Here is a 23,183-nt window from a genome sequence, read left to right on the forward strand (position 1 = left end):
GATTTTTTGCAGATCGTGGCCGGGCTGAGTGTGCCAGGGATGCAGGTAATTTATGTGTATATATGACACATGAGACGGTTTTGTGCAGGGTGCAGGCGTTATCCGCTCACCTCTTCTCCCAGCCTGCGGTAGAGAGTACGCCTGCCTATGCCCAGAATTGATGCTGCCCTGCGCTTGTTGCCCCCCACTTTGTCCAGCACGTGCTGGATGTAGCGCTGTTCCACCTCGGATAACGGGGGAAGGTTCTGGTCCTGGAACAGCTGCTGAGAGACATGTGCCTGACTTTCCTGGGAAGAGGACTGGTTGTCCCGGATGCGCGCCGGCAGGTGCCTGGGCAGAATTTCGTTGCCGTCGCAGAAAGTTACTGCTCTTTCCACGGCATTCTGCAGTTCGCGTACATTGCCCGGGAAATGATATTTTTCCAGGATGTTCAGGGCCTGTTGTGAAAACCCCTGTATTTTTTTGCCCGTCTGGACGCAGAATCGGCGCAGGAGTCTTTCAGCCAGGAGTTCCAGGTCTGTTTCCCGCTCTCTTAAAGGAGGAATCCTCAGGGTGAATGTCTCCAGGCGGTAGAAAAGGTCTTCCCGGAAGTGGCCATGGCGGACCTCTTCTTCCAGGTCCCTGTGGGTGGCGGCCAGGATACGCACATCCACCTGCTCTTCCTGGTTTCCCCCCACGGGACGCACTTTGCCGTCCTGCAGCAGGCGCAGCAGTTTGGCCTGCATGAAGAGGGGCATTTCCGAGATCTCGTCCAGAAGCAGGGTGCCCCCGTGGGCCTCGGCAAAGAGTCCCTGCCTGGTTTTGCTGGCCCCGGTGAATGCGCCGGCCTTGTGTCCGAAGAATTCGCTTTCCAGGAGATGCTCGGGAATGCCGGCGCAGTTGACCGCCAGAAACGGGTTCTGAGCCCTTTTGCTTTCGCCGTGGATGGCCCTGGCCACAAGCTCCTTGCCTGTACCCGACTCTCCCAGGATGAGCACCGGACCGTCGGCCTGGGCCACCCTGGTTATCTGGTCGAAAAGAAAGCGCATGCACCTGCTCTGGCCATACATGTCATGAAAGCTGTCGGAGTTGAGCAGGCTTTTGATCTGCTTGACTTCCAGGCGCAGGGCGCGGTTTCGAAGCACTCTCTCCACAGTAAGAATGAAGTGATCCAGATCCAGGGGTTTGGTCAGAAAATCCTCGGCTCCTGCCTTGAGAGTTTCCACGGCTCTGGATATGGTCCCGAATGCGGTGATAACAAGAAAATCGGGCTGATTATCCGGGAAGTTGTCCCGGACTTTCTGGAGAAATTCAAGTCCGTCCATACCGGGCAGCCTCAAGTCGCTTACCACAAGGTCCGGGTTCCAGGAGTTCATCATGGAAAGAGCCTCTTCAGCACTGGAACACCAGAATGCTTCAAGGCCGTTGTCCTGGACCTCTTCGGTGAGAAGCTGCCCCAGTCCCTTATCATCTTCAACAATAAGCAATTTGCTGTTCTTTATCTGAACCTGGTTCATGGTCTTTTCCCTGGGCCGGCTTCCCCGGTTTTTTGATTAAGAAAGAGGGAGCCAGATGCGAAACATGGCTCCGCCCATATCGCTTTGCCCAACCTCTACATATCCGCTGTGCTCTTCAGCGATGCCGTGGACCACGGCAAGGCCGAGCCCTGTCCCCATGCCCACGCTTTTTGTTGTAAAAAAGGGCTCAAACAGTTTGGACTTTATGTCCTCCGAAATTCCGGGGCCGTTGTCGTCCACCTGAAACCAGGCCCATCCGCTGTCCTCTCCCCAGGAGATCCGGGCAAGGGCGTTTGAACTTGATTGCAGGGCGTTTTTCAAAAGGTTGACCAGAGCCTGCTCTATGCGGGTGGGGTCGGCCTTGATGTGTATTTCCCTGTCCGGCTCCTGGATGGATAGCTCATGACCGGTGTTCCTGGCCTCTTCTTCCGCTGAAGCATGGGCGGAACGGGCAAGCTGTTTCATGGAGACATTTCTTTTCTGCTGTTCGTTTCGCCGGCTGAAGTCCAGAAGCTGCCTGATGATATTCTCCATGCGCTCCACTTCCTGGCGGATTTCCTGCATGGTTGCATTGAGCTCGGGGGGAAGCCCCTTTTTTCTCTGGGCTCTCTGGGCTTTTCCGCTGACCACGCTTAGAGGGGTTCCCAGTTCGTGGGCCACACCGGCGGCAAGCTGTCCCAGTGCAGCCAGTTTTTCAGCCTGCCTGAGCCTGGCCTGAAGCTCTTCCTGGGCCTGCCGGCGCTCCCTGATTTCGGTTTCAGCTTTTTCTATGCTGTCCAGCATAAAATTAAAACGTTCTCCAATGGTCACTATTTCCCTTGGGCCCTGGGGCTTGAACCTATGCCTCCTCTCTCCCCCGGCGACCCTGGACATGCTCTGGGTCAAACGGGTAAAGTATTTTCCCAGGGCTTTGTGGTGGCCGTATAAAACCAGCGCGCTCATGAAAAAGACAGCCACTCCCAGTCCCATAACCCCCTTGGTCCTGATGGCGCTTATGTCCTCTTTGAAGTCGCTTTCCCGCCGGGTGAGCTGCAGCAGTCCGCTTATACGCCCGCCGGAGTCTGTAAGGGGAACAAAATAGGAGTAAACCTCCCGTCCCGCTACGTGGCCATATTCACCGCGCCTTTCCCCTTCTGCGGCCAGTTCCGTCAGCTTGTCCTTTTCCGGGTCCGGGTCTGTTCTGCCGGCTGAAGCAATCTCCTGGCCGTCCTTGTCATAGACGTTTGCGCTGTATACCCTGCCGATGGCAAAGGCCGACTCCAGGGCCTGGATCATGCTGCCCTCACGGTCGCGTTCCAAAGCATGGCTTAAGGGCAGCTGGATGGAACGGGCCACCAGTTCTAAGTCGTTTTGCATCTGCTGTTCCACCTGCCTTTCCAGAGCGTTTAAGACCAGGTAGCCGGTAACGGCCAGAATGCATGCCAGGGGCAGAACGACGTAGACCACCAGGGCCAGGCGCAGGCTGAAAAGTCTGGAAAAGGAAGCTATTTTTTTAAACATATTATCTTAACCTTGCGTGACTAAAATTGCACATGTGTCAACTTGTATCCTGTTTTTCCCGGCAGGACAACCTTAGTTGATGAAGAAAAAAACATCTTGTTCTGGTGTCGCAGGTTTGGGTGTCAGCCAAGAGCAGGTTGTGGTTGTTTGGAAATAAAAGGTATAAAATTTTTCCAGGTGCTGTCCAGATGTGACTGTAGAAAGTCTTTTTTTATGCGAGGCGATTGACAGGAGGACAAAAATGCATTCTTTATGCCGAGTCAGCGGCCTTTGGTCAAGCAGCTGTTGACAATGGGGGATTTTGGTGGAAACTGTTTTTTATTGAAGGGTACTGATAATTACAAAAATACAAAAGAGAGCATTTTCTGTTGACACCTTTAATCAGATACGTGGCACTTCAGGTGCCCGGATTTCTCATCGCCCTGATTCTTCTCATGCATGCAAGGGATCAGGAATGGATCAGTGTAAGTACCGTGGTGCTGGTACTGGCGATCCTGGTGTTCAAAGACGTGATACTCTACCCTTTTTTCAGGAGAGCCATGCAGCCCGGGCACACGGACATGGTGGCCAGGCTGCACGGGGAGCGGGCCAGGGTTGTCAATACCCTGGACCCCGAGGGTCAGGTCAAACTGAAAGGCGAGATCTGGAACGCAAAAAGTATCCACGGCGAGCCTGTAGAGGCCGGGTCCTGGGTCAGGGTATCCGGTCACAGGGGGCTTAAGCTTCACGTACAAAGGTGCCATGAATATGACTGATAAAGCAGGGGGCAAGCAGTGGCGAACTGGCTGAAAAAAAACTGGTTTATGGTCGGCCTTGTGACGGCAGTGTTTCTGGCCTGGCTGTTTCCTGAGCCCGGAGCCAGGGGAGGGGTGCTTCAAAGCGAAAACACTACCAGGCTGGGAGTTGTCCTTATATTTTTCTTCCAGGGCCTGACTCTGTCCATGGCCGCCATCAGGGACGGACTGATGCAGTGGAGGTTGCATATATTCGTTCAGGCTTTTATATATGTGCTTATTCCCCTGGCTGCACTGGGGATGATACTGGTGACTTATCCAGTGCTTTCTCAGGATATGCGCACAGGATTCTTTTTTCTGGCAGTGCTGCCCACCACCATAGCAACCTCGGTAGCCTATACCTTCATGACCAAAGGCAATGTCGCCGGGGCGGTGTTTAATTCCAGCCTGGCCAACGTGGCCGGAATACTCATCACGCCTTTGTGGGTCAGCGTCTGGCTTCAGGCCGGCGGGGTGGCCCTGCCCCTGGGGCAGTTACTGCTGGATATTTCCCTGCTACTGCTTGCCCCTTTTGTGGCGGGACAGTTGTTAAGGCCCTTTGTATACCGGGTGGCGGACGCCCTGAAAAAAACCTTTTCCACGACAAGCAGCCTGATCATTATTTTTATTGTCTACGCGGCATTCTGTAACTCATGGAAGGACGGCATCTGGGAGGAGGAAGGCACAAAAGCAGCACTGACAGCGGGTGCAGGTTCGGTTGTCTTCCTGGCCCTGGTTCTGGGTCTGGTTGTGCTGGGGATAAGAATTGTCCGTTTCGATCACCAGAATGCCATGGCCGCCCTTTTCTGCGCTCCTCAGAAAACCATGGCCGCGGGAGTACCCATGGCCAATCTTATCTTTGAAGGCCATTCCGGTCTGGGGGTGATTCTTCTGCCCCTTATGTTTTATCACCTCCTGCAGCTGCTGGTGGGAGGGATGCTGGTGACTAAGATAAACGCCGCCGGAAAGTAATGGGGCAGAATTCAGAGGTCAGATGTCAGTAAAAAAAAGAGTTAGTTCACGCTGACCACGCGATGCGCGAGGTTGATTCCTGAATTATTCATTTCCAGATTTTTTACAGGTTCATCAAGTAAAATATGAGGTGATAAAAATGAAATATGCACGCAGTTCCTGCATGTATTCAGCTGTCTTTTTTTTCTTGCTGCTGGCCTGGGTTCCGCATGCCTGGTGCTCAGACCTGGAGGAGGCCCACGAAGCCTACAGAAGCGGGAACTGGCATGAGGCTGCAGAGCTTTACAGGCCTCTGGCTGAGCAGGGCTGTGACGAGGCTCAGAACAACCTGGGAGAGCTCTATTCCAGGGGATCAGGTGTAAAACAAGATTATGACCGGGCCATGGAGCTTTTCTACCTGGCTGCAGAGCAGGGTAATGCTTACGCCCAGACCAACCTGGGCCTGCATTATTCCCAGGGTCTGGGTGTCAGGCAGAATTTCGCCCGGGCTCATAAGTGGTTTGAAAAGGGAGCAAGACAGGACAACTTTGTGGCCCAGAACGCCCTGGGGCTTTTTTACCTGCACGGCAGAAATTTGGAAAAGGATTACGTCCTGGCTTACAAGTGGTTTTATCTTTCAGCACAAAAAGGTTTTGACCAGGCCCAGGAAAACAAGCGCTGGACTGCTTCCAGGCTTTCACAGGAGGACCTGGACAAAGCCCGGAAGCTGGCCCGGGAGTTTGAGCCCGGGTTTGAATCCGGGGATAATTAAATGGTAACCAGTCAGGGGGTGCCAGGAACTACAATTGAGTACCTCCTGTGGAAGATGTACCTGCAAGAAGTCAACCTGAAGGTTCTTCCCTTCTTGATATCCAGAGTACGGCGAAAGCTGTGGCGTTGGCTGTGGCGGCGAGCAGGCAGCAGGCCACGATGCCCAGTACCGGGGCGATGAGTGCGCTGGCCAGGACAGCTCCCAGGCAGGCCCCGAAAAGCTCGGCCCCGTAAATCCTGCCGGCGGAATGTTCCGGCCTGCGGCAGAGCTTCATGAAGCATCCGGCGGCCAGTGGGAAATTGACCCCGTTTATGAGCCCGGCGGAAAAGGTCAGGGCTGAGAACAGGGCAAAGATGAGCCATGGCGGCTGCACTGCAGCAGCAAGGGGCAGGGCTGCGCCCATGAGTCCGGCCAGAAGGGCCATGATTCCCTGGACCATAAGCAGGGTGCCCAGGGTGGTCCTGCGCGGACCAAGGCCATGGGAAATAAAGGCTCCCAGGGCCAGCCCCAGCATGAACATGGCCACTATCAGTCCCACCAGTTCGTAGATGAAGCCGTATATATTCTGAAATGAAAAAAGCAGGCCCACCTGCAGGACCATGGTGGAAAGACCCGTGCTGAAGGCTGATCCGGTCACGGCAAAAGTGGTGTCCGGCCTGGTGCCGGTCTTTGCCCCCAGGAATCTGAGAACACAGGCCGCCAACAGTGTAGCTCCCGCAAAGGGAAGGATCCACCATGGCTGCACGTGGAGCAGGTGCTTGAGTATGTCTGCACCGTCTCTCCTGGTGAGATCGCTTATGTGCATGAGAGTGTAAAAGTAAGTGATGGGCCGAAAGTCGGTATTAAGGAAGTATCGGTCCTGTACCGGATCCAGGTCTTTCTGGGCCCTGGCCTGCTGCTTCACCGGCCCGGGAGAAACAGGTACCGACGGCGGTCCTTCCAGGTGTGATTCCGGACTCCTGCCGTGGTGGCGCACCACCCAGTTTACCCTTCTTAGCTGGGACTCTTCCAGCAGGACCTGGTAATGGACCGGGGAGAATCCCTGGGCTTCAATGCCGCGCTGGGTGTAGCGCTCCTGCAGCCGGGCCGGGTCCACTGAAATCTGTTCCGGGTCATCCGAGGCGAAGTAAAACATGAACCTGTCTCCGGCCACCAGGGTATGGGAAAAGACCCGGTCCAGGGTATGGAAAACAGCCGTGTTGCGGTTGGCTATGGCTGTGCCCCGCAGGTCCGGCGTGGAGGCCGTGCCGGCTACCAGGACCCCCTGGGGGTTGAGGGATTTTCTGGCTTCCTCAAAGAACTCCCGGGTATAGAACCGGTTCATGGCCGCAGTGGTTGGATCAGGGCTGTCCACAATGATCATGTCGTATTCCTGGCCGGCTCTTTTGACGAAAAGGCGGGCATCGGTGTGCATGAGATTCACCCTGGGGTCGTCCAGCACCTCCAGAGACCCGGGATGGACGTGAGCAGCAGCGGTCTGGACAAGTTTTTCATCCAGCTCGATGTAATCAATTTTACCCACCGGGTGCTTGAGTATCTCGGCCAGAGTGCCCCGCAGCCCTCCGCCTATAAGCAGTACACGTTCCGGATCCTGATGCTGGACCATGGCCAGGTGGGCGAAGCTCACCGCTTCCTGCCCCTCCAGGCCGGGAACAAGGGTTTCAGGTCCGGCTGTGCTGAAAACCAGGTGCCCGCTCTGGAAAAAACTGTACTGGTCCTGGCGTTTTAAAACCGCTATATTGCCGTGCTTAGATTCTTGGGTGTCCACCAGCTGGTGCTGTGGTGCGGCCTGTTTCCATTGAATCTGATGGGCAAAGCGGTCCAGGTGATCCAGGGAGAAAAAGAGCAAAACCGCGGCTGCCAGGACTACAGGAACTGCTGCCAGGGCACGGGGCCTTAAGCTGGGGCGCGCAGGTACTATGAGCATTACCGCAGCCAGCATAAGTGCGGCAACCAGCATGGATGTCTGAAAGGGATTTAAAAGGTGAACCAGGACAAAGGAAAATAATATGCCTCCGAGCATATTGCCTGTGGCCTCGCCCACGTAAGTCTTACCTGCGCCTGTGGTGTCCAAGCTTTTGTCCCTTTCCCGCCATACCCTGGACAGCAGCACAAACTGCGAGCCGGTCAAAAGGCAGACGGGCGCTGTGACAATAAAGCAGGAGACCAGCATCTCGGGCAGGGTCAGGTATGCACCGGGGAGGACATCAAAGAAACCGCGCAGGGTTCTGATGGTCAGGATGGTCAGGGGCAGCAGAAGAAGTACTGCTGCTGCAGTGGTTTTCAAAAGAAACACCGGACGGCCCCAGCGGTCCACAACACGTGCCCCAAGGCGGCTGCCCAGGCCCACCCAGGCCAGCCAGGCGGACAGGATAATTCCGATGGACAGCTCGTTGCCGTGAAAGACCATCAAGAGTTCGCGCAGAAGAAGAACCTGGCCGATCTGGGAGATGACCCCCAGCATAAGTACGGATATGAGGTGGTATGGGATTCTTTGTTTCATGTTTTTTCACCCGGGTATCAGAATGAGAGCAGGCGAAGAGTGTGCTGAACAGTTACATGCAAGGCATGATACTTGAAGTATTGTGGATTTGTAAATGCAGGGGAAGTAGAATCAGATCCAGTCATCCTGCAGCTCAGGCACTGGGAAGGCTTGAAAAAAGTTTACAGGAGGTTGTAATTATTTATCCAGCAGGTGTTCCAGAAAATCATCGCCCTGAAGGCCCTGGCGCACTGCTGAAGCGTCAATGTGCTCGGCCCGGGCCAGGTATTTCCTGGCCAGACTCTCTTGGCCCTGTTTAAGGTAAGCCCTGGCCAGATCACAATATCCTTCAATCTGCTCAGGGTGCTGGTGGATTGCTTCTTTAAAGGCATCCACGGCACCGGCCGTGTCGCCTTTATCCAGATGGGCATAGCCCAGGGCGTTGTAACCGTTATAGACCCCGGGGTCGATGGCTACTGCGGACTCCAGTATTTTGATCCGTTGATCCGGATCATTTATTTGATAACTGGCAACAACCCGTTGCATGGCTTTCTGGGTCTTTTGCATCTCCTGCTTCCAGTTTTCCTCGAAATCCTGAAACTCGCGTCTTAACCTGCGCAGCCTGGTATATTCGTTTATGGTTATGAACAGGACAATAGTTGCCAGCAGGGCAACAGTAACACTTAATGTTGTCACCAGAAAGGCCGGGCTCATGGAGGATGCGAGAGTTTCATTCATTAATGGCCTCCGGGGAAGACTGCTTGGGTCCAGGTTGTTATGACTTGTCAAGTGGCAGTTAAATCACACTCAAGTCTTACATTAACTGGTCCCGGATGCAAGTTCATGTTTTCAGTACGGTTATGTAAAAAAGGGAGCGATTCAGCAACCATTTTTCGCTGGAAGGAAATAAGCATCCTTGCTGGAAATGATTAAAAATTATTTTTTCAAAGTCAATAGGCTTATGTTTCAGGCAGTCCTGCTGGTTTTGGTTGCCGGCCCCTTGTGCTTTCAGGGGCCGGCAGGCAGGAGGTTGGAGGAGGTCGAAGGCAACAAGGAGATGGTTGCCTTCAAGGGAAAATCGGGAATTTAAAAAACTACATACCGGTCGCACTCGCCGACCATTTCAGCGTTGCGGGCCTGGGTGGCGAAGTCCCTGAAGCTTACTCCGGGAACTTCCCCGGAAAGCTCATTGGCCCGAAAGCTTACATCGCAGACGGATATGCGGTTGGCCTTGCCCACCAGTTTTGCAAAATCCGGGTCCTGTGTCAGCATAACGCTTTTTCCGGTAAAAAAAAGCTGGGTTTCCAAGCCTTTTTTATATGCGGCCTCCACCAGGTTTATTACCTGGTCCAGGTACTGGTCCTTGCGCACCAGGATGCCAAGCTTTTTTTCACCGGATGCACCCTGCTGTGTATCATTGCTCATAACAGATAATCCTCCCTATTCTGAAAAAAGTTTTTCAGCCTTGCTAAGCACCTTGTCGCGGATGCTTTCTTCCATGGAATACTTGAGAATCAGCAGGTTCACTGCTTCTCTTAAAAGTTCGGCCTCGTCCTTGTTTCTGTTTTCTTCCAGCTGTCCCAGGGCTTCGAATATCTCCTGAACATCAGGGCTCAAAGCTGTGCAGATCTGCCTGGATGATCCTTCATGGCCCCGGAGGGAATCGCTTTTATCAGAAGTCTTTTCTGAATCCACCCTGGGAAGCCGCTGCAGAAGGTCGTAGCACTCCATTATTTTTTCCATGCAGTGCTGTCGGAAGTACCAGGCCCCCAGGGATTTGACTATGTTCCTGGTGGCCTCGATCTGATCCGGGGGGAGATTTTCCTTTGCCACGACCTTTTTGGCGGATTCCAGGGCACTGTCATAGCAGTTGCAGCGCTGAGAAACCATGGCCGAAGCCAGATCTTTGTCCATATCCATTTTCAACTCCTTGGGCTTTGGCGGAGCAGATTGCCGCCGATGCCGAGAACAGAGGGTATAAATTCAGTTTCAGATTCTTTTACCACCAGCAGATGACCTTGTCGGCCTCAAAGATCTGCTCCACGATTTTTTCCCAGTCCGTGCCGGGCTTGAATGTTTCCACCGTCTGGCAGTTGTTGTCCCTGCAGTCGGCATCTACGATGTATCTGGTAAGCTCATCCGGTTCAGATTTTAAAATGTGCAAAGTATTCATGTTCTTCTCCACGAGGTTTTCGATTCCGGGTCCTTTAATATCAAGCACTGCCTTCTAATGTCAGGGCCGGGCTGCGGATCCTGTTTAAGCCTGTCCGGATCCGCAGCAAAGCATCCCTGCAGCTTTTAAAAGGGAATAACTATGTCTGATTTTTTGACCAGTTCGTAGATCCCTTCTTTGTCAATGGGCTTGAATTCGTACTTGTCCACATTGGCCTGGTTGTTGGAATAACGTTCTCCTTCCATTTCATCCAGAAAGCCCATGTTGTCCTCAAAAGCCTCATCCAGCTGGGCTATTTCATGGTCCAGCATGACCATGTTCACCCCGGTGGCATGCAGAAGAAGTCCAAGGCTGGTGCGCAATCCCTCGTACTGCTGTTCCGGATCCCGGATAAGCACGGTTACTTCCTTCATGGTTACCCCTTTTTGATGTAGTAGTTGGTTTTGCCCTCGTCTGTGTCCTGCATGCCCAGGAATTCATTGCCGTCCTTGTTTCCGAACTCGGGGATATCGTTTTTGGATCCCGGGTCAGTTCCGATTACCTGCAGAACCTGGCCACTTGACAGCTCTTTCATGGCCTTTTTGGTTTTAAGCAGGGGCATGGGGCAGCTCAGCCCGCTGGTGTCGACAACCTTGTCTGCATTGATAGTGGAAGTGTCCATAATGTCCTCCTTTAGATGTTTTTAGAATATTACAAATTTTTCGCTTTTTTCATTCCAGATGGCCCAAAGAGCCCAGGCAACGGGGATGAGTACGAATACTGCGAGGGCCAGGGGCCAGCCGAACACGTCAGGCATGAATACTCCCGATCCCAGCCAGTCCTGGATCTGGAAGCGTTCCAGAAAGGCAAATCCCAGGGAATTGAACAGGGCAAAGGATACAACAGCAATGATAAGCTTTATATGCCCCTCACCAGCTCTCCATAGTGATCCTGAACCGCAGCCTCCTGCCAGAAGCATGCCTATTCCAAAAATGATGCCCCCCAGAAGACTGCCCAGCCAGAAGGGATGAAATACACCCATGGTTTCGGGCTGGATCCAGTTGTACTTGATTACTGCCGAACCCATACCGTAGATGAGAAGGCTCAGCGCTATGGCCCTGACCATTTCAGCATCCCCGGTCATAAAAGGTTCCCTGAAGGCCCTGGCGAAGCACAGACGGGCACGCTGCATGGTGATGCCGATAAGTGCACCGAAGAACAACAGGCCTCCAAGTACTGTTTCTCCCTGCACGGAATACAGGTAGAATGTTGTTAGAATAAGCACCAGGACCAGTCCACCGGCAAAAGGCGATATTTTCCCCCAGTTTATGAACGCCTTTCCCGGCATTTCCCTGGAAGGGGGAGCTGCAGTAAACTGTTGGGGCACGTTCATCATTTCCCAGATTAAAATGCGAAGGCCGATGTAGGCCCCAATGCCCAGCCCGATCATCATGGCATAGCCGCCCATGGAGAACATGCCGATGGCATTGTAAAATCCGCCTATGTTGCAGCCCGAGGCTATGGCCGCCCCGATTCCCATGAGCCCCCCGCCGGCGATACCTTTAAGGTACTCATACCAGGAGGAGTTCCTGAGCTTGAACTGCCCGGCCATCAAGGCTGCGGCCAGCGCCCCCAGTACCAGGCCGATATTGGACATGGACATGTTGCTCATCCAGGGTTCAGTGGGTCGTTCGGAATAAAGGCCGATTAGATAGAAAAAATTGTCGCCCCAGTTTCTGAATCCACCGGTGATTCCCCACATGCTGTCCCAGAGAAAAATCATGAGAGCCAGGATTGCCAGAAAGACAGCCGCCAGCCATATGGGCCAGCTGTTCTGGAAAACCTTGATGTACACTTTCCTTGCTTCCTCGCGGAAGCTGCTCCAAAAAGTGGTTGCCACAACGGGCCTCCTTTTGGGTTTAAAGGTTTGTCAAGCAGCCTGGAAGGGCCTTTTCCTGAAGCCGGATGATTTACCTACAAATTTAGTCTGCTAATTAGCAACGATCATGCCATGGGTTTTGAGGGTGAGTTTATGGCTGTAAACCGTGATTTTTTGTCAAAAAAGTTAAAAAAAGTGTTTAAGGTGATATTTAATGATTAAACAGTTGTATAAGCGTGTATATGCAAGGAGGCAGCAGTTTGCAGTCTTTGGGGTAAATACCCTTGCATGGCTACTGGTTGTTATGCAGTGGAGGCTGTCACAATCAACTGCTCTGGACGGGGAAAAGGGGAAATTTATCCTGCTTAAGCTGAGCACTGCAGAGAAACTTTGCGTGCAGCCCAGGAGATCTCTTTTCACGAAGAAAATAACCATTAAGGGCATGAAGAGCATGAAGTTAAACTTTCATTAAAGTGTTGAATAGAGAATTTGCCATGCAGGTGAAGACCGGGCAGGTCAGGGATGAGGTCTTTGCGGGTGTATGGTGGATTTCCGGGAGCAGGCTTTTCAGCTTTTTTAAGCCATGAGCCTTGCTCCCGGGAATCAGGTTATAAGGAGGAGGTCGGTGTTATTCGATTTCAAAACTGCCGTCTTCACCATAGGATACGTTGGCATCCAGGTAGTAGACATCCAGCTCAGGGCGCTGATCCTGAAAGGTGAAGTAGGCTTCACCGCTGCGTGCGCCGGTGGCGCAGATGAGGACAATGGGTTTTTCGTCGTCGAACTCATCCATATTGGCCCGGATTTCATCCACATTCATGCGCTCGGCCTGGGGCAGATGGCCGCGGCTGAATTCGTCCTCGTCTCTTACATCAATAAGGCGGATGCTGCCGGGATCAGTCTCCATAAGTTCCACAAAGAAGTCTTCATCTATGGATCCGGGGAATTCCCCTTCTTTAATGTCCGAAGGCTCGGCCGCTTCTTCAGCTTCAGCCACTTCGGCTTCATCAGGCTCTGTAATGTCTTCGATGGTCCACAGCTTGTAACCCTGGTCAGCCCAGTATTCATCACCCTGGGGGAAAACTACTACATTTTCGTATCCCATTTCTTCCGCCTTCCAGGCGGAGTCGTGGCTGAGACGTCAGCCAGGGTTCATGCAGTAGAAGACAAGCAGGGTTGACTTGTCCTCGGGAAGGACTTCGTCAGCTTTTTCTTCAAATTCGCCGTCAGGCAGACTGACAGCAGTGGGAATGTGTCCACGGTCATAGCGGGGGCGCTTGGGCCGGGAGTCAATTAGCATGACGTCATCCCGGGGTTCTTCCCTGAGCACATTGTCTGCTACAATGGGTTTGACAAAATCAATGCCTACGAAGGTGTGAAAGGGATTGGGGACATCTGTTTCCACTTCAACAGTGGGGATGGGTTCTCCGGGTTCATACCCGGCGACATGCCTGGGTTCATCCTTGACGCAGCCGGCTGCAAGAAAAAGAGCCAGCGCAAGGATAAGCCCGGGCAGGGCCAGTTTTTGGAGCCTTTGGTACATGAAGCACCTCCATGGGTTTAAAGGTTAGCCGGTTGAGCAGATGATTCTGTTTACATATAATTAAGCAATACATGTGCCATTTTTGCGTACCTGACTTTTTTTGTCGGGATATGACTATGGAAGTGGTCATTTATAGCGAACCACCCCCGCCCCCTCCTTAACCAAGGAGGGGAGCAGTCCGTGCTGTACGCATAAAGTTACAGATATGTGTGAGAGTGATATACTGAAATAATTTGTTGGAATTGCAGTTAGTTGTAAGCACTCATTGGAGTACAGATAAACATTAGAGTGACTAAATAAGGAAGTGGTCATTTATAGCGAACCACCCCCGCCCCTCCTTAACCAAGGAGGGGAGCAGTCCGTGCTGAGCGTATAAAGTAGACAGATCTGTGTGAGAGTAATATGATGTAAATGCCTACTCAAGGGTGATTAAACACCTGTATAAATAATTGTTGACAGCCATCCGGGCAGCTTTTTCAAGAGCGGGCAGGATGGTTTGAGCCTGCCCTGAGTCCGTCCCGGAGTCGTCAGGCCTTTTTATGTTTTTACGTATTCAAAATACCGGGCCTGGTTTTGTCAGGCCTTGTACTCAGTCTTTCTGGATAAAATAGCTAATGGTATCCTCGTCTGAATGCTCCATACCAAGAAAACTGCTGCCGTTGCGCAGACCCAGGTCAGGGATATGGTCTTTTGAACCCGGATCAGTACATATGATTTTAACTGTCTGACCGGATTTCAGAGAGTCCAGGGCTTTTTTGGTTTTCAGCAAGGGCAGGGGACAACTCAAGCCTCTGGCATCCACAACTTTGTCGGCGATTATCCGGGGGGGGAGTTTCATGAGCAGTCTCCAGTTTGAACCGGTTAAACCGAACAGTTGATTTTAATAAGCCCGGAAAAATCAGGAAGTCCTTCCAAGCAGCTGCAGTAGATCCTGCATTGCCTCGGCGGTATTTGCAAAAAAAGCAGTACCCGGTGCATCCGCAGGTATGCGCTGCATGAATTCCTGGATCCATGGCAGCATGAAATTGCCTGAGAAGTCAGCAATCTCCGCGGCTGTTTCAGGGTCAGGATCATGCAGGTACAGGCTCATCAAAAAGTAAAGATATTCCAGTTCCAGGCAGAGATGATCCACAGGCTCACCAGGGTTTTGGGGTTCCAGACCGGCCTCGCTGAGCCTTTTTTGCATTTCCAGGGCCGGCTGCTGCATCAGCAGCTGTTCTTCTCCATGGTAGCAGGAATGGTACAAAGGGGCGCTGACTCCGCCGTGAGTATTTATAAATGTTTCTACAAAGACGCTTTCCAGCTCCTGTAAAGTCTCAGGCTTCTGTCCCCGGGACTGGATTTCATCTAAGTATGCGGCAATGCGGGGAGTGTCTTTGAAGACAACGCCCTGCAGACCGTTCCATACAGAAATGGAGTTTTCCCAGAGTTCTTCCCAGTTTTTGCGACCGTCACGGCTCCAGAACACCTGAATCAGATGCTCTACGGCCTGCAGGATCTGCTGCCGGCCGGCGGAGTCCAGACCGGTAATACTTCCTGGCAGGATGTTGTCATTGCTCATGGGGTCTCCACCATCTCCGGATACTTTTCCTCCCAGGCCATGATGCCTGCCTTGTAGCGGTATATGTTTTCATATCCAAGACGAACGGCCCACCTGGCCGCAATGCCGCTTTGCACTCACCTGAAGCTGCGGCAGTAAAATATGATTCTGCGCTCCTTGTCTTCGCCCATGGCGCTTATGAGCTGTTCTTTTTTACCTGAATCCAGGCTGCTGCGTTCAGCGGGCCGGAAAGGGACGTTTACTGCACCTGGAAGGATGGTTGAATGCTTGAATTCGTATTCATAGCGGTTGTCGATAACTTTCATCTCCGCTTCTTCTTTGTAGAGCCTGTGCAGTTCTGATGTGTCTATGAGCCTGTAGCCTTGTTCTTCAGCCTTTTTTTCGGCGTCTTCCCACCAGACTTTTTCTTCTGCGGCATGAAGGGGGTTTGAAAAAGCCATCAAGGCCAGGACTGATATTACAAATGAAGTGATTCTGGAAAATTTCATGGCTAAGCCCTTTTTCTGGCAGCCCTCAGGGGGTTGTACCTGCAGGAAAGGCAGTCGCCTTTCCTGCAGGGTTGCCGGGTGTCGTCGGCAAGGAGGTGTTTTATGAGCCACAGCCGCCGGAAGATTTGCGGCAGCTGTGGAGGATTCTGCTGCTATATCTTGTCTTTTATCTGGTTGTACCAGAGTTCATGGTGATGTTTGGCATAGCTTTCAGGGACCTTGCCGGTGAACATGGATTTGAATGCCGGTCTTTCCTCCCTGGAGATGGCTGCCATATAGATGTGCACGATAAGTCCGGCCAGGGCCAGGGTGGCAAAGAGATAGTGGATGGTCCTGGACCAGGCTACGGGTGTCGGGTTGTCCAGCACCATGGTGGAAAGAAACATGATAACCCCGGTGACAATAAGTATGGCCCCGGCAATGATGGATATCTGGGCAAAGAGCTTCTGCCCGGCATTGTAAAAGCCCTGGGGCGGAATGTCCGTAGTCATGCCCAGTTTTTTGAGCATCTTGTCACCCATGGTCAGCTGGATATTTTTCTTGACCATCCAGGTCATATCCCGGGAAGGGTTGAGAGTGAAGGCTTCCTTTGCAAAAGCCAGGCTCTCGGTAATGCGCCCCAGGACGTAGATTATCATGACTATGGCCCAGAAAAGGCCCAGGTACATATGCACATTCAAAAGCATTTCCGGACTGCCGAAGATGGTGCGCATCATGGCCGGGTACCAGCCTCCCAGGGGGTTCCAGTGCTCGTTTATGAGCCCCAGCCCGGTGAGGGTCAGGGTGATCCAGCAAACGGCATTGAACCAGTGAATGAAAATGCCGCCTTTATCGTGGCGCGGAATCATTTTTTCCTGCATGTTATTATGCCTCCTCCTTTTTTTCATCGTGCCCGGAGGTCTCGGAGCCCGAAGTGATCTGCTTTATAAACATGACTGCAGCGCCCAGTGCTGACAGCCCTACAGCCACCTTGAACAGGGGGTTCACCAGACGGGTCATGGTGGCATGGGCTGCGGGGTATTCAACTTCCCCGGGCCAGTCCATGGGCTCGGTGTCGGCCAGGTAGTACATATTGGGATCGGTGTCCTCGGGTTCGGTGTTTATCTGGACCCACTCTCTGTCTTTTAGCAGGGTAGCTGCTTCACTCTCGGAATCGTTGATATCCCCGAAGACCCTGGCCTTGGTGGGACAGGTATCCACGCAGGCCGGCTGCAGTCCCATGGCCAGGCGGTCCTGGCAGTAATCGCACTTGTCCGGGACCCGCTGGGTGGGATGGCGGTACCTGGCCGCATAGGGACAGGCCACCACGCAGTTGCCGCAACCTATGCACATATCCTTGTTGATCTGGACAATGCCTGTTTCCTCTTCTTTGTATGTGGCCCCACTGGGGCAGGCGTGCACGCAGGTGGGGTTGTCGCAGTGCATGCACCCCCCCGGTTGATAATGGGCATAGGTGTTCTTGCCCATGGAAAAGTCAGGAGACTTCTCCTTGATCCAGTTACGCCAGTAGCCCCGTGGAAGGCCGTGCTCCACCTTGCAGGAGGCCATACAGGCCTTGCAGTCGATGCACACCGATGAGTCGACGACCATGGCGAATTTCTTTTTCATCAGCTCACCTTCCTTACGTTTACAAAGGTCTCATGCATGGCCATGTTGGCGCAGATTTCATCATAGGCATCCTCCTGTATCTCTGCGATACTGGCCCCTTTCTGGTAAATCTGGCTCATCTGTGGAGACAGCGAGCCAAATCCGGTGACCATGTACACGGTCTGCTTCTCAATTCCTCCATCAATTTCCAGGCGGAGCCTGCCCTTGCCCGAACTGCTCTCTACTTCCACCAGGTCGCCGTCTTCAAGACCCAGGCGTTGTGCAGCATCAGGGTTCATGTGCAAAGTGTTCTCCTCCATGAACTCGGTGAGCAGTTCGTTGTTGGTCCTGCTCTGGGTAAAGTAAGCCGGCCGTCCCACTATGAGCCGGAACTCGTCCTTGTCCGGCATCTGTGGTGGATTATAGACAGGCATGGGCTCGATTCCCCATTGTTCGTAGCGCTGGTTGTAGATTTCTTTGACCCCGCTCATGGTCTTCAGGGGATCCCCGGCATAGATGCCGTAAGCCTGGCTGGGATTGAAGTAGATCCCGTCCTGGCGCATGATTTCCAGGGCTCCTTCCAGGTCTCTAAGCTGAGCTTCGCGGTATTCGTCCATGGTGAAATCAAAATGCTCTTCCAGGTCCATGCGTTTGGCCAGTTCCTGGAGAATCCAGAGGGGAGGCCTGGATTCGAACATATTGTCTATTACCGGGTCGCGCAGGAAAGCGCAGGCGCAGGCAGAGGAACCCTGCAGCGCCGTCACCGGGTCTTCTCGTTCCAGGAAGCTGTTGCCAGGCAGAACAATGTCAGCATACCAGGCGGTATCGCTCATCATGATGTCAATATTTACAAAAAAGTCAATGTTTTCAAGCATTTTTATTGTTTTCTGGCGATTGGCCCCGGTCTGCAGAAAGTTGGTCTTGAAAGAAAACCAGCCCCTGATGGGATAGGGTTCCTGCTTGATAATGGCCTCGCGCAGAAGCTGAAAAGAACCTATGTCGCTGAACAACCCGGGAACCTGATCGGCATCCGCCCGGTCAGGCGGATTTTCCGGGTAGAAAGGCGGAGAGTAATCCCAGCCTCGGACCCCTACTTCCCTGGTGGCCATAAGCCCTCCGGGGCGGTCCCAGTTGTCCAGTAGAACGTTGGCTATGGCCATGGCCCTTCTTATCTGGGTGGACTGCTTGTAATCCGAACTGCGCCGTCCAGGGTAGACCATGGCTCTGGGAGCGGCTTCAGTGATTTCCTTGGATATGCGTTTTATATCCTCGGCCGGGATGCCGCATTCCTTTTCCGCCCATTCAGGAGTGTAGTCTTTGATATGCTCCACGAACTTGTCATACCCATGAGTATTATCCGGGCAGCAAAAGCGTTCGCCCTTGACTATCTCGTGGCACATGGCCAGGAAAAAGGCCATGTCAGTACCCGGTTTGATCTGGTGCCACTCATCGGCCAGGGCAGCGGTCTTGGTGAACCTGGGGTCTAAGACCACTATTTTGCAGCCGTTCTTCCTGGCTTCGACGAGATCCGGGGTGTCCGGGGTCATTATGGCCTCCAGGGGATTGGAGCCGGCAATGATTATATATCTGCTGTGCAGTACGTCCGCTGTGGGCACCTCGCCAAAAGTATCCAGGTAGGCCCTGTTGCGGCTTAGCAGGCACAGGGACTCGTGATTGGTGAAGTTGTAGGAGCCGAACACCTCAGCGAACATCTCCACAAACCTGGACTGGGCATCCACTCCAGGGGTAAACATGATGCCGCACCGGGAATACTCGTCGGCGATTTTCTGCATCTGTTCCGCTGTATGGTCCAGAGCCTCTTCCCAGCTGATTCTCTCCCACTTGCCTTCTCCGCGCTTGCCTTTGCGCTTCAGCGGGTGCTTCAGGCGGTCCGGGTTGTATACGTGCTGAATTCCGGCGTTGCCTTTGGCACAGATCATCCCCCTGGATTTGCGGCAATTGGGATTGGGGTCCAGTTTTTTTATGACTCCGTTCTTTTTTCGGGCGATCATTCCGCAACGGTTGAAGCACATGTCGCAGGCCGTATAATGAGAGGTGATATCTTTGTCAGGACGAGAGCCTGCGGCATTGGCCCCGGGCACCAGCCCCTTTACCAGCGGACTCTGTATCCCGGCTCCCACAGCGGCAGCAGCCATGGAAGTCTGCAAAAACCTCCTCCTGCTGATGGGACTCTTGCCGTCTTTCATATTTGCTCCTTCATTGAAGTTGTCGCTTGAATTATTGTAAACACTTAAATTTTCTGTGCAGCATTCACCCGGAAGCAACATGTTCTTCCGGGTGAATGAAGTAGACTGTTAACCGCACCTTTCAGGAGAGGGAGAATCTGCTGCACCCTGATGCAGGTAGGTTCCGATGTGGTTGAGTTCGTCTTCGCTGAGATCCCATTCATCGTAGCAGGGCAGAGCCTCAATGTCTCCAAAGACCTCTTCCCATTCAGCCTGACGTTTGGCATCAGGGCCCAGGTATTCCCCGGCTGCACCTTCCTTGGTGGCATCTTCCATATGACATGGGCGGCACTGTTCACGGAACAGGAAACGTCCCTGACGCGGATTGCCATCGAACATGGCCAGGCCGATTCCAACCTGGGTTGCAAAGATTGCCCCTGCCATAGCCAGAATAATCAACTTTCTCATAACTGCCTCCTTATAATTTTGGATCTTTTGGGTTGCATGGTTTTACTTGAAAAAACGTATTTACAGGAACTCTACACTCTCAGACAAGCACTAAGTGTGCCATCCGGCATTTAAACCAATTTGGCTCAGTTAACAAGTTGTTTTTGCATGCTTATTAAAATAAAGAGTCAAGGGTTGTGTTGATGAAAAAAAATATATATTTAAACAAGTGATTAATCACGGGCCAGTGATTAATCACGGACCAGTGACGGCAGTATCGCCATTATCAGACGTCTGACGTGGACGCCTTCATGGACCACCGAAGCCCCCTGACAGGATCTGAGCGGTTCGGGTGCCGATTCTTTGCCGCCCTGTCTGTACAGTTGATTGATAACCAGTATGATCTTTTTGCCGGGAAAGGAGTTATAATATGCTGAAGAATCAACGTGTCAATATTTATTGCAAGGATATAGTGGAAATAATGCAGGAAGGGCTTCTGGTGGTGGCTGAGGACGGCACCATCCAGATGGTCAACCATGCCCTGGAGAACATTACCGGATACTCCAAGGAGGAGCTTCTGGGCCAGCCCTGTTCCATTTTCAAGTGCGATGCCTGCAAACTGCTCAGACAGGCCTCCAGCGGTGCCTGGTGCAGGCTTTTCGAGCGCAAGGAGCAGGTCAAGCGAAAATGTCACCTCATGCGCAAAGACGGCTCTTATATCACGGTTCTCAAGACTGCAGCTGTTCTTTCCGACGACCAGGGACAGACCATGGGAGCAGTGGAAATCGTGACTGATATTTCGGAAATGGACAGGCTGGACCGGCAATTGCGCCAGCTTACCAGGACCCTGGATGAGGAGTCCAGCTTTCAGGGTATTGTAGGGATTTCCAGGCAAATGAAAAACCTGTTCGAGCTTGTGGAAAAGGCGGCCCAGAGCGATTTTCCTGTTTTTATCTGCGGTGAGTCGGGTACCGGCAAGGAACTGGTGGCCCAGGCCATACACAATCTTAGCCCCAGGGCGGAGCAGCCATATATTCAGGTCAACTGCGCCGCTCTTAACGAGTCCCTGCTGGAAAGCGAGCTTTTCGGGCATGTCAAGGGGGCCTTCACCGGTGCCCTGCAGCACCGCAAGGGGCGTTTCGAAGCAGCTCACAAAGGTGATATCTTCCTGGACGAAATAGGAGATCTGCCCATGGCCATGCAGGTCAAGCTGCTGCGCGTACTGGAAACCAAGACCTTTGAGCGGGTGGGGGACAACCGGACCATTTCCGTGGACCTGCGCTTTATAACCGCCACCAACAAAAACCTGCCGGACCTCATAGCCAGGGGAGGTTTCCGGGAGGACCTGTTTTACCGCATAAACGTCATCCCTATACACCTTCCTCCTTTGCGGGAAAGGAAAGAAGATGTGCCGCACCTGGTGGATTTCTTCATCAAGAGGCTTTCCAGAAAAAACAAGAAAAATATCCAGGGGCTGAGTCCTGAGGCAATGCGCATATTTATGCAGTATTCCTGGCCGGGCAATGTCCGGGAGCTGAAAAGCGCCCTGGAGTACAGCTATGTTCTGGCAGAGGGTGACAGGATACGCTCGGAAAATCTTCCGGAATATTTAAAGGACGGCGCCAATGATTTCCAGGCCGTAGACCTGCCCTCAGCGCCTGCAGAAAATCTGCAACAACGCCAGAAACAGGAACTCATTGAGGCTCTGAAGCAAAGCAGCGGCAACAAGTCCCAGGCGGCCAGGCTGCTGGGGATCAACAGAGTTACGGTCCTGAACCGCATGCGCAAGTACGGCATAGATCTGCAGCGCGATGTTGTTTATTAAGAATTCGGGGATTGGGGGATTGAGGAATTCGGGGATTGGGGAATTGGGGGAGTGTGGGACTCAGGGTTACCAACTCTTAGAGTTGATCTTTCCTGGGTAATAACTCACCATAATATCGTAACCATTCAGTACGTATTTATGCGCCAATCCTGTTCCAGCAGAAAGTTGATAAGGTTTTTGTGGACGATACCTTTCCGGCTTAAATCGAACTTATCAAGACTCAATACCATTTTAGGGTAATTGTCCTTGATCCCCAGGAGTGCTGAAAATTCCCGTTCTGCGACATTCTGATCAGGAATCAGGTATGCAACCTGGATATATATCCTTTGCGACATTTTTTCCGCGATAAAGTTTATCTCTTTTGCATCGGACTTCCCGATACGCACGGTGTATCCTCTTCTTAGAAGCTCAAGAAAAACAATGTTTTCCAGAATCTGGTTGATATCTCTCTGGTTGTTTCCGTAGATGGCTTCACGGAGACCGTGGTCGGCCAGGAAGATTTTTTCCTGGAATTTCAATATCCTTTTGCCCTGTACGTTTTCGCGCGGTGTCAGGTAAAGAAGGCATGCTTCCTGGGAATAAGATATGTAATTGTACAATGTCTCCAGGGAGATCGCTCTTTTTTCGTTTTTTAGATATTTCATGATATTTGAGCCTGAAAACGGGTTTGCAACATTGGCGAGAAGATAGGAGAGGATTCGCTCAAAAAGCTCAACATCACGAATGGCATGCCTGCCGATAATATCTTTCAACATGATGGAGTTGTAGATATCCTTGAGATAGTCAAGTGCAGCGGTTGCATCAAGGTTGTTTTCATAAAGAAAGGGCATGCCTCCAAACCTCAGGTAGAGATTAAATGCTTCTTCCACAGGCAGTTCCGTCTGTTTTTCTTTCTTTATTTTCATTATTTCCTGGAAAGAAAAGGGATAGACTGCAACCTCGATATATCTGCCGGCAAGATATGTGGCCAGCTCTCCGGACAGCAGTTTTGAGTTCGACCCTGTAATGTAGAGATCACAATACAGATCGACTCTCAAAGAGTTGACCATTTTTTCCCAGCCGGCCAGTTCCTGGATTTCATCGAGAAATATATAAGCCTTTTCGCCGTGGTTCCCGCTAAGATGCCTGAGTTCCTGATAGATACTCATGAAATCCCGATTTGCATACGCCATGCTCTCGAAATTGATCATAATGATTTGATTTTCCGAAACTCCGTCAGCGATTAATTCCTGCTGAACAAGTTTTAACAGGGTTGACTTGCCTGAACGGCGAATACCGGTGAAGACCTTTACCATGTCCTTGTTGATAAAGGGCCTGACCCTGTTTATGTAGGTTTCTCGTTTAATCATTCTCATCACCTCGTAAGAATGACAATATCTGGTCATAGCGTAAACTGCAATGTTTTTCTCGAAAAGTTTACGGTATGGCGAAAAATTGAGACAGCCATTTCCCAGGTACAGGGAGGCAGGAAGTATGAAAGTGACTGCGTACCAGTCCGGGTGGCGATGGGTGCCTTAATCCTGATTCAGGCAGGGGTTGAA

At 52.2% G+C, this 23,183-nt stretch carries 25 protein-coding genes; 5 read left to right on the plus strand and 20 right to left on the minus strand.

The window, feature by feature from the left end:
• Positions 1–98: 98 nt before the first annotated feature.
• Together D5S03_RS02010 and D5S03_RS02015 are read right to left on the minus strand one after the other, a co-directional pair.
• Entirely contained in the window at positions 99–1,496 is a 1,398-nt protein-coding gene (locus tag D5S03_RS02010; protein WP_008871203.1) for a sigma-54-dependent transcriptional regulator, read from the minus strand.
• A gap of 36 nt (positions 1,497–1,532) precedes the next feature.
• Positions 1,533–2,996 (minus strand): sensor histidine kinase, encoded by a 1,464-nt coding sequence (locus D5S03_RS02015; RefSeq protein ID WP_008871202.1) that lies wholly within the window; start codon positions 2,994–2,996, stop codon positions 1,533–1,535.
• A 368-nt stretch (positions 2,997–3,364) separates the two neighbouring features.
• Between D5S03_RS02015 and D5S03_RS02020 the strand changes: the two genes are divergently transcribed.
• The 3 genes from D5S03_RS02020 (at position 3,365) to D5S03_RS02030 (ending at position 5,492) form a co-directional block, all read left to right on the plus strand.
• A complete protein-coding gene (locus D5S03_RS02020; RefSeq protein ID WP_008871201.1) occupies positions 3,365–3,751 on the plus strand; it encodes an NfeD family protein in 387 nt (128 codons plus the stop codon).
• 18 nt (positions 3,752–3,769) lie between these two features.
• A complete protein-coding gene (locus tag D5S03_RS02025; RefSeq protein WP_008871200.1) occupies positions 3,770–4,741 on the plus strand; it encodes a bile acid:sodium symporter family protein in 972 nt (323 codons plus the stop codon).
• A 139-nt stretch (positions 4,742–4,880) separates the two neighbouring features.
• Positions 4,881–5,492, plus strand: coding sequence for a tetratricopeptide repeat protein (locus D5S03_RS02030; RefSeq protein WP_287042530.1), 612 nt, complete (start codon positions 4,881–4,883; stop codon positions 5,490–5,492).
• Positions 5,493–5,562: 70 nt separating this feature from the next.
• Here D5S03_RS02030 and D5S03_RS02035 read toward each other — a convergent pair whose 3' ends face one another.
• The 8 genes from D5S03_RS02035 to D5S03_RS02070 form a co-directional block, all read right to left on the minus strand.
• Entirely contained in the window at positions 5,563–7,995 is a 2,433-nt protein-coding gene (locus D5S03_RS02035) for a spermine/spermidine synthase domain-containing protein (protein WP_287042531.1), read from the minus strand.
• Positions 7,996–8,172: 177 nt separating this feature from the next.
• On the minus strand, positions 8,173–8,712 hold the full coding sequence (locus D5S03_RS02040; protein WP_008871197.1) for a tetratricopeptide repeat protein: 540 nt from the start codon (positions 8,710–8,712) through the stop codon (positions 8,173–8,175).
• 348 nt (positions 8,713–9,060) lie between these two features.
• The gene (locus D5S03_RS02045) at positions 9,061–9,399 is read right to left on the minus strand and encodes a hypothetical protein (RefSeq protein WP_008871196.1); all 339 of its coding nucleotides are present in this window, start codon (positions 9,397–9,399) and stop codon (positions 9,061–9,063) included.
• A 15-nt stretch (positions 9,400–9,414) separates the two neighbouring features.
• The gene (locus tag D5S03_RS02050; protein WP_008871195.1) at positions 9,415–9,894 is read right to left on the minus strand and encodes a hypothetical protein; all 480 of its coding nucleotides are present in this window, start codon (positions 9,892–9,894) and stop codon (positions 9,415–9,417) included.
• Between the two features lie 79 nt (positions 9,895–9,973).
• Positions 9,974–10,147, minus strand: coding sequence for a hypothetical protein (locus D5S03_RS02055; RefSeq protein WP_008871194.1), 174 nt, complete (start codon positions 10,145–10,147; stop codon positions 9,974–9,976).
• A gap of 125 nt (positions 10,148–10,272) precedes the next feature.
• Positions 10,273–10,560, minus strand: a complete 288-nt coding sequence (locus D5S03_RS02060; protein ID WP_008871193.1) for a hypothetical protein — start codon at positions 10,558–10,560, stop codon at positions 10,273–10,275.
• A gap of 2 nt (positions 10,561–10,562) precedes the next feature.
• Positions 10,563–10,808, minus strand: a complete 246-nt coding sequence (locus D5S03_RS02065; RefSeq protein ID WP_008871192.1) for a sulfurtransferase TusA family protein — start codon at positions 10,806–10,808, stop codon at positions 10,563–10,565.
• A 21-nt stretch (positions 10,809–10,829) separates the two neighbouring features.
• Complete coding sequence (locus tag D5S03_RS02070) at positions 10,830–12,026, minus strand: YeeE/YedE thiosulfate transporter family protein (protein ID WP_287042532.1); 1,197 nt, start codon at positions 12,024–12,026, stop codon at positions 10,830–10,832.
• Between the two features lie 193 nt (positions 12,027–12,219).
• Between D5S03_RS02070 and D5S03_RS02075 the strand changes: the two genes are divergently transcribed.
• Positions 12,220–12,477: a hypothetical protein gene (locus D5S03_RS02075; RefSeq protein ID WP_287042533.1), complete on the plus strand. Its 258-nt coding sequence runs from the start codon at positions 12,220–12,222 to the stop codon at positions 12,475–12,477.
• 156 nt (positions 12,478–12,633) lie between these two features.
• Here the strand turns inward: D5S03_RS02075 and D5S03_RS02080 are convergent, their stop codons facing one another.
• From D5S03_RS02080 to D5S03_RS02120, 9 genes are all read right to left on the minus strand, one after another.
• Complete coding sequence (locus tag D5S03_RS02080) at positions 12,634–13,110, minus strand: rhodanese-like domain-containing protein (RefSeq protein WP_287042534.1); 477 nt, start codon at positions 13,108–13,110, stop codon at positions 12,634–12,636.
• Between the two features lie 36 nt (positions 13,111–13,146).
• Complete coding sequence (locus D5S03_RS02085; protein WP_287042535.1) at positions 13,147–13,548, minus strand: rhodanese-like domain-containing protein; 402 nt, start codon at positions 13,546–13,548, stop codon at positions 13,147–13,149.
• A gap of 589 nt (positions 13,549–14,137) precedes the next feature.
• Entirely contained in the window at positions 14,138–14,386 is a 249-nt protein-coding gene (locus D5S03_RS02090; RefSeq protein ID WP_287042536.1) for a sulfurtransferase TusA family protein, read from the minus strand.
• Positions 14,387–14,446: 60 nt separating this feature from the next.
• Positions 14,447–15,109, minus strand: coding sequence for a TorD/DmsD family molecular chaperone (locus D5S03_RS02095; RefSeq protein WP_287042537.1), 663 nt, complete (start codon positions 15,107–15,109; stop codon positions 14,447–14,449).
• Positions 15,106–15,597 carry a rhodanese-like domain-containing protein gene (locus D5S03_RS02100; RefSeq protein ID WP_287042538.1) on the minus strand — a complete coding sequence of 164 codons (492 nt, stop codon included), beginning with the start codon at positions 15,595–15,597 and terminating at the stop codon, positions 15,106–15,108. Before D5S03_RS02100 ends, D5S03_RS02095 begins: the two co-directional genes overlap by 4 nt.
• 152 nt (positions 15,598–15,749) lie before the next feature.
• Complete coding sequence (locus D5S03_RS02105; RefSeq protein ID WP_008871184.1) at positions 15,750–16,457, minus strand: formate dehydrogenase subunit gamma; 708 nt, start codon at positions 16,455–16,457, stop codon at positions 15,750–15,752.
• Between the two features lie 4 nt (positions 16,458–16,461).
• Positions 16,462–17,205 carry a 4Fe-4S dicluster domain-containing protein gene (locus D5S03_RS02110; protein WP_287042539.1) on the minus strand — a complete coding sequence of 248 codons (744 nt, stop codon included), beginning with the start codon at positions 17,203–17,205 and terminating at the stop codon, positions 16,462–16,464.
• On the minus strand, positions 17,205–19,391 hold the full coding sequence (locus tag D5S03_RS02115; RefSeq protein ID WP_287042540.1) for a molybdopterin-containing oxidoreductase family protein: 2,187 nt from the start codon (positions 19,389–19,391) through the stop codon (positions 17,205–17,207). The genes D5S03_RS02110 and D5S03_RS02115 overlap by 1 nt, the downstream gene beginning before the upstream one ends.
• 108 nt (positions 19,392–19,499) lie before the next feature.
• Positions 19,500–19,838, minus strand: coding sequence for a c-type cytochrome (locus tag D5S03_RS02120; RefSeq protein ID WP_287042541.1), 339 nt, complete (start codon positions 19,836–19,838; stop codon positions 19,500–19,502).
• 409 nt (positions 19,839–20,247) lie between these two features.
• Between D5S03_RS02120 and D5S03_RS02125 the strand changes: the two genes are divergently transcribed.
• The gene (locus D5S03_RS02125; RefSeq protein ID WP_287042542.1) at positions 20,248–21,642 is read left to right on the plus strand and encodes a sigma-54 interaction domain-containing protein; all 1,395 of its coding nucleotides are present in this window, start codon (positions 20,248–20,250) and stop codon (positions 21,640–21,642) included.
• Positions 21,643–21,767: 125 nt separating this feature from the next.
• Here D5S03_RS02125 and D5S03_RS02130 read toward each other — a convergent pair whose 3' ends face one another.
• Complete coding sequence (locus tag D5S03_RS02130; protein ID WP_008871179.1) at positions 21,768–22,991, minus strand: ATP-binding protein; 1,224 nt, start codon at positions 22,989–22,991, stop codon at positions 21,768–21,770.
• Positions 22,992–23,183 lie beyond the last annotated feature (192 nt).

The organism is Desulfonatronospira sp. MSAO_Bac3 (assembly GCF_003838035.1).
Classification (GTDB): Bacteria; Desulfobacterota; Desulfovibrionia; order Desulfovibrionales; family Desulfonatronovibrionaceae; genus Desulfonatronospira; species Desulfonatronospira thiodismutans.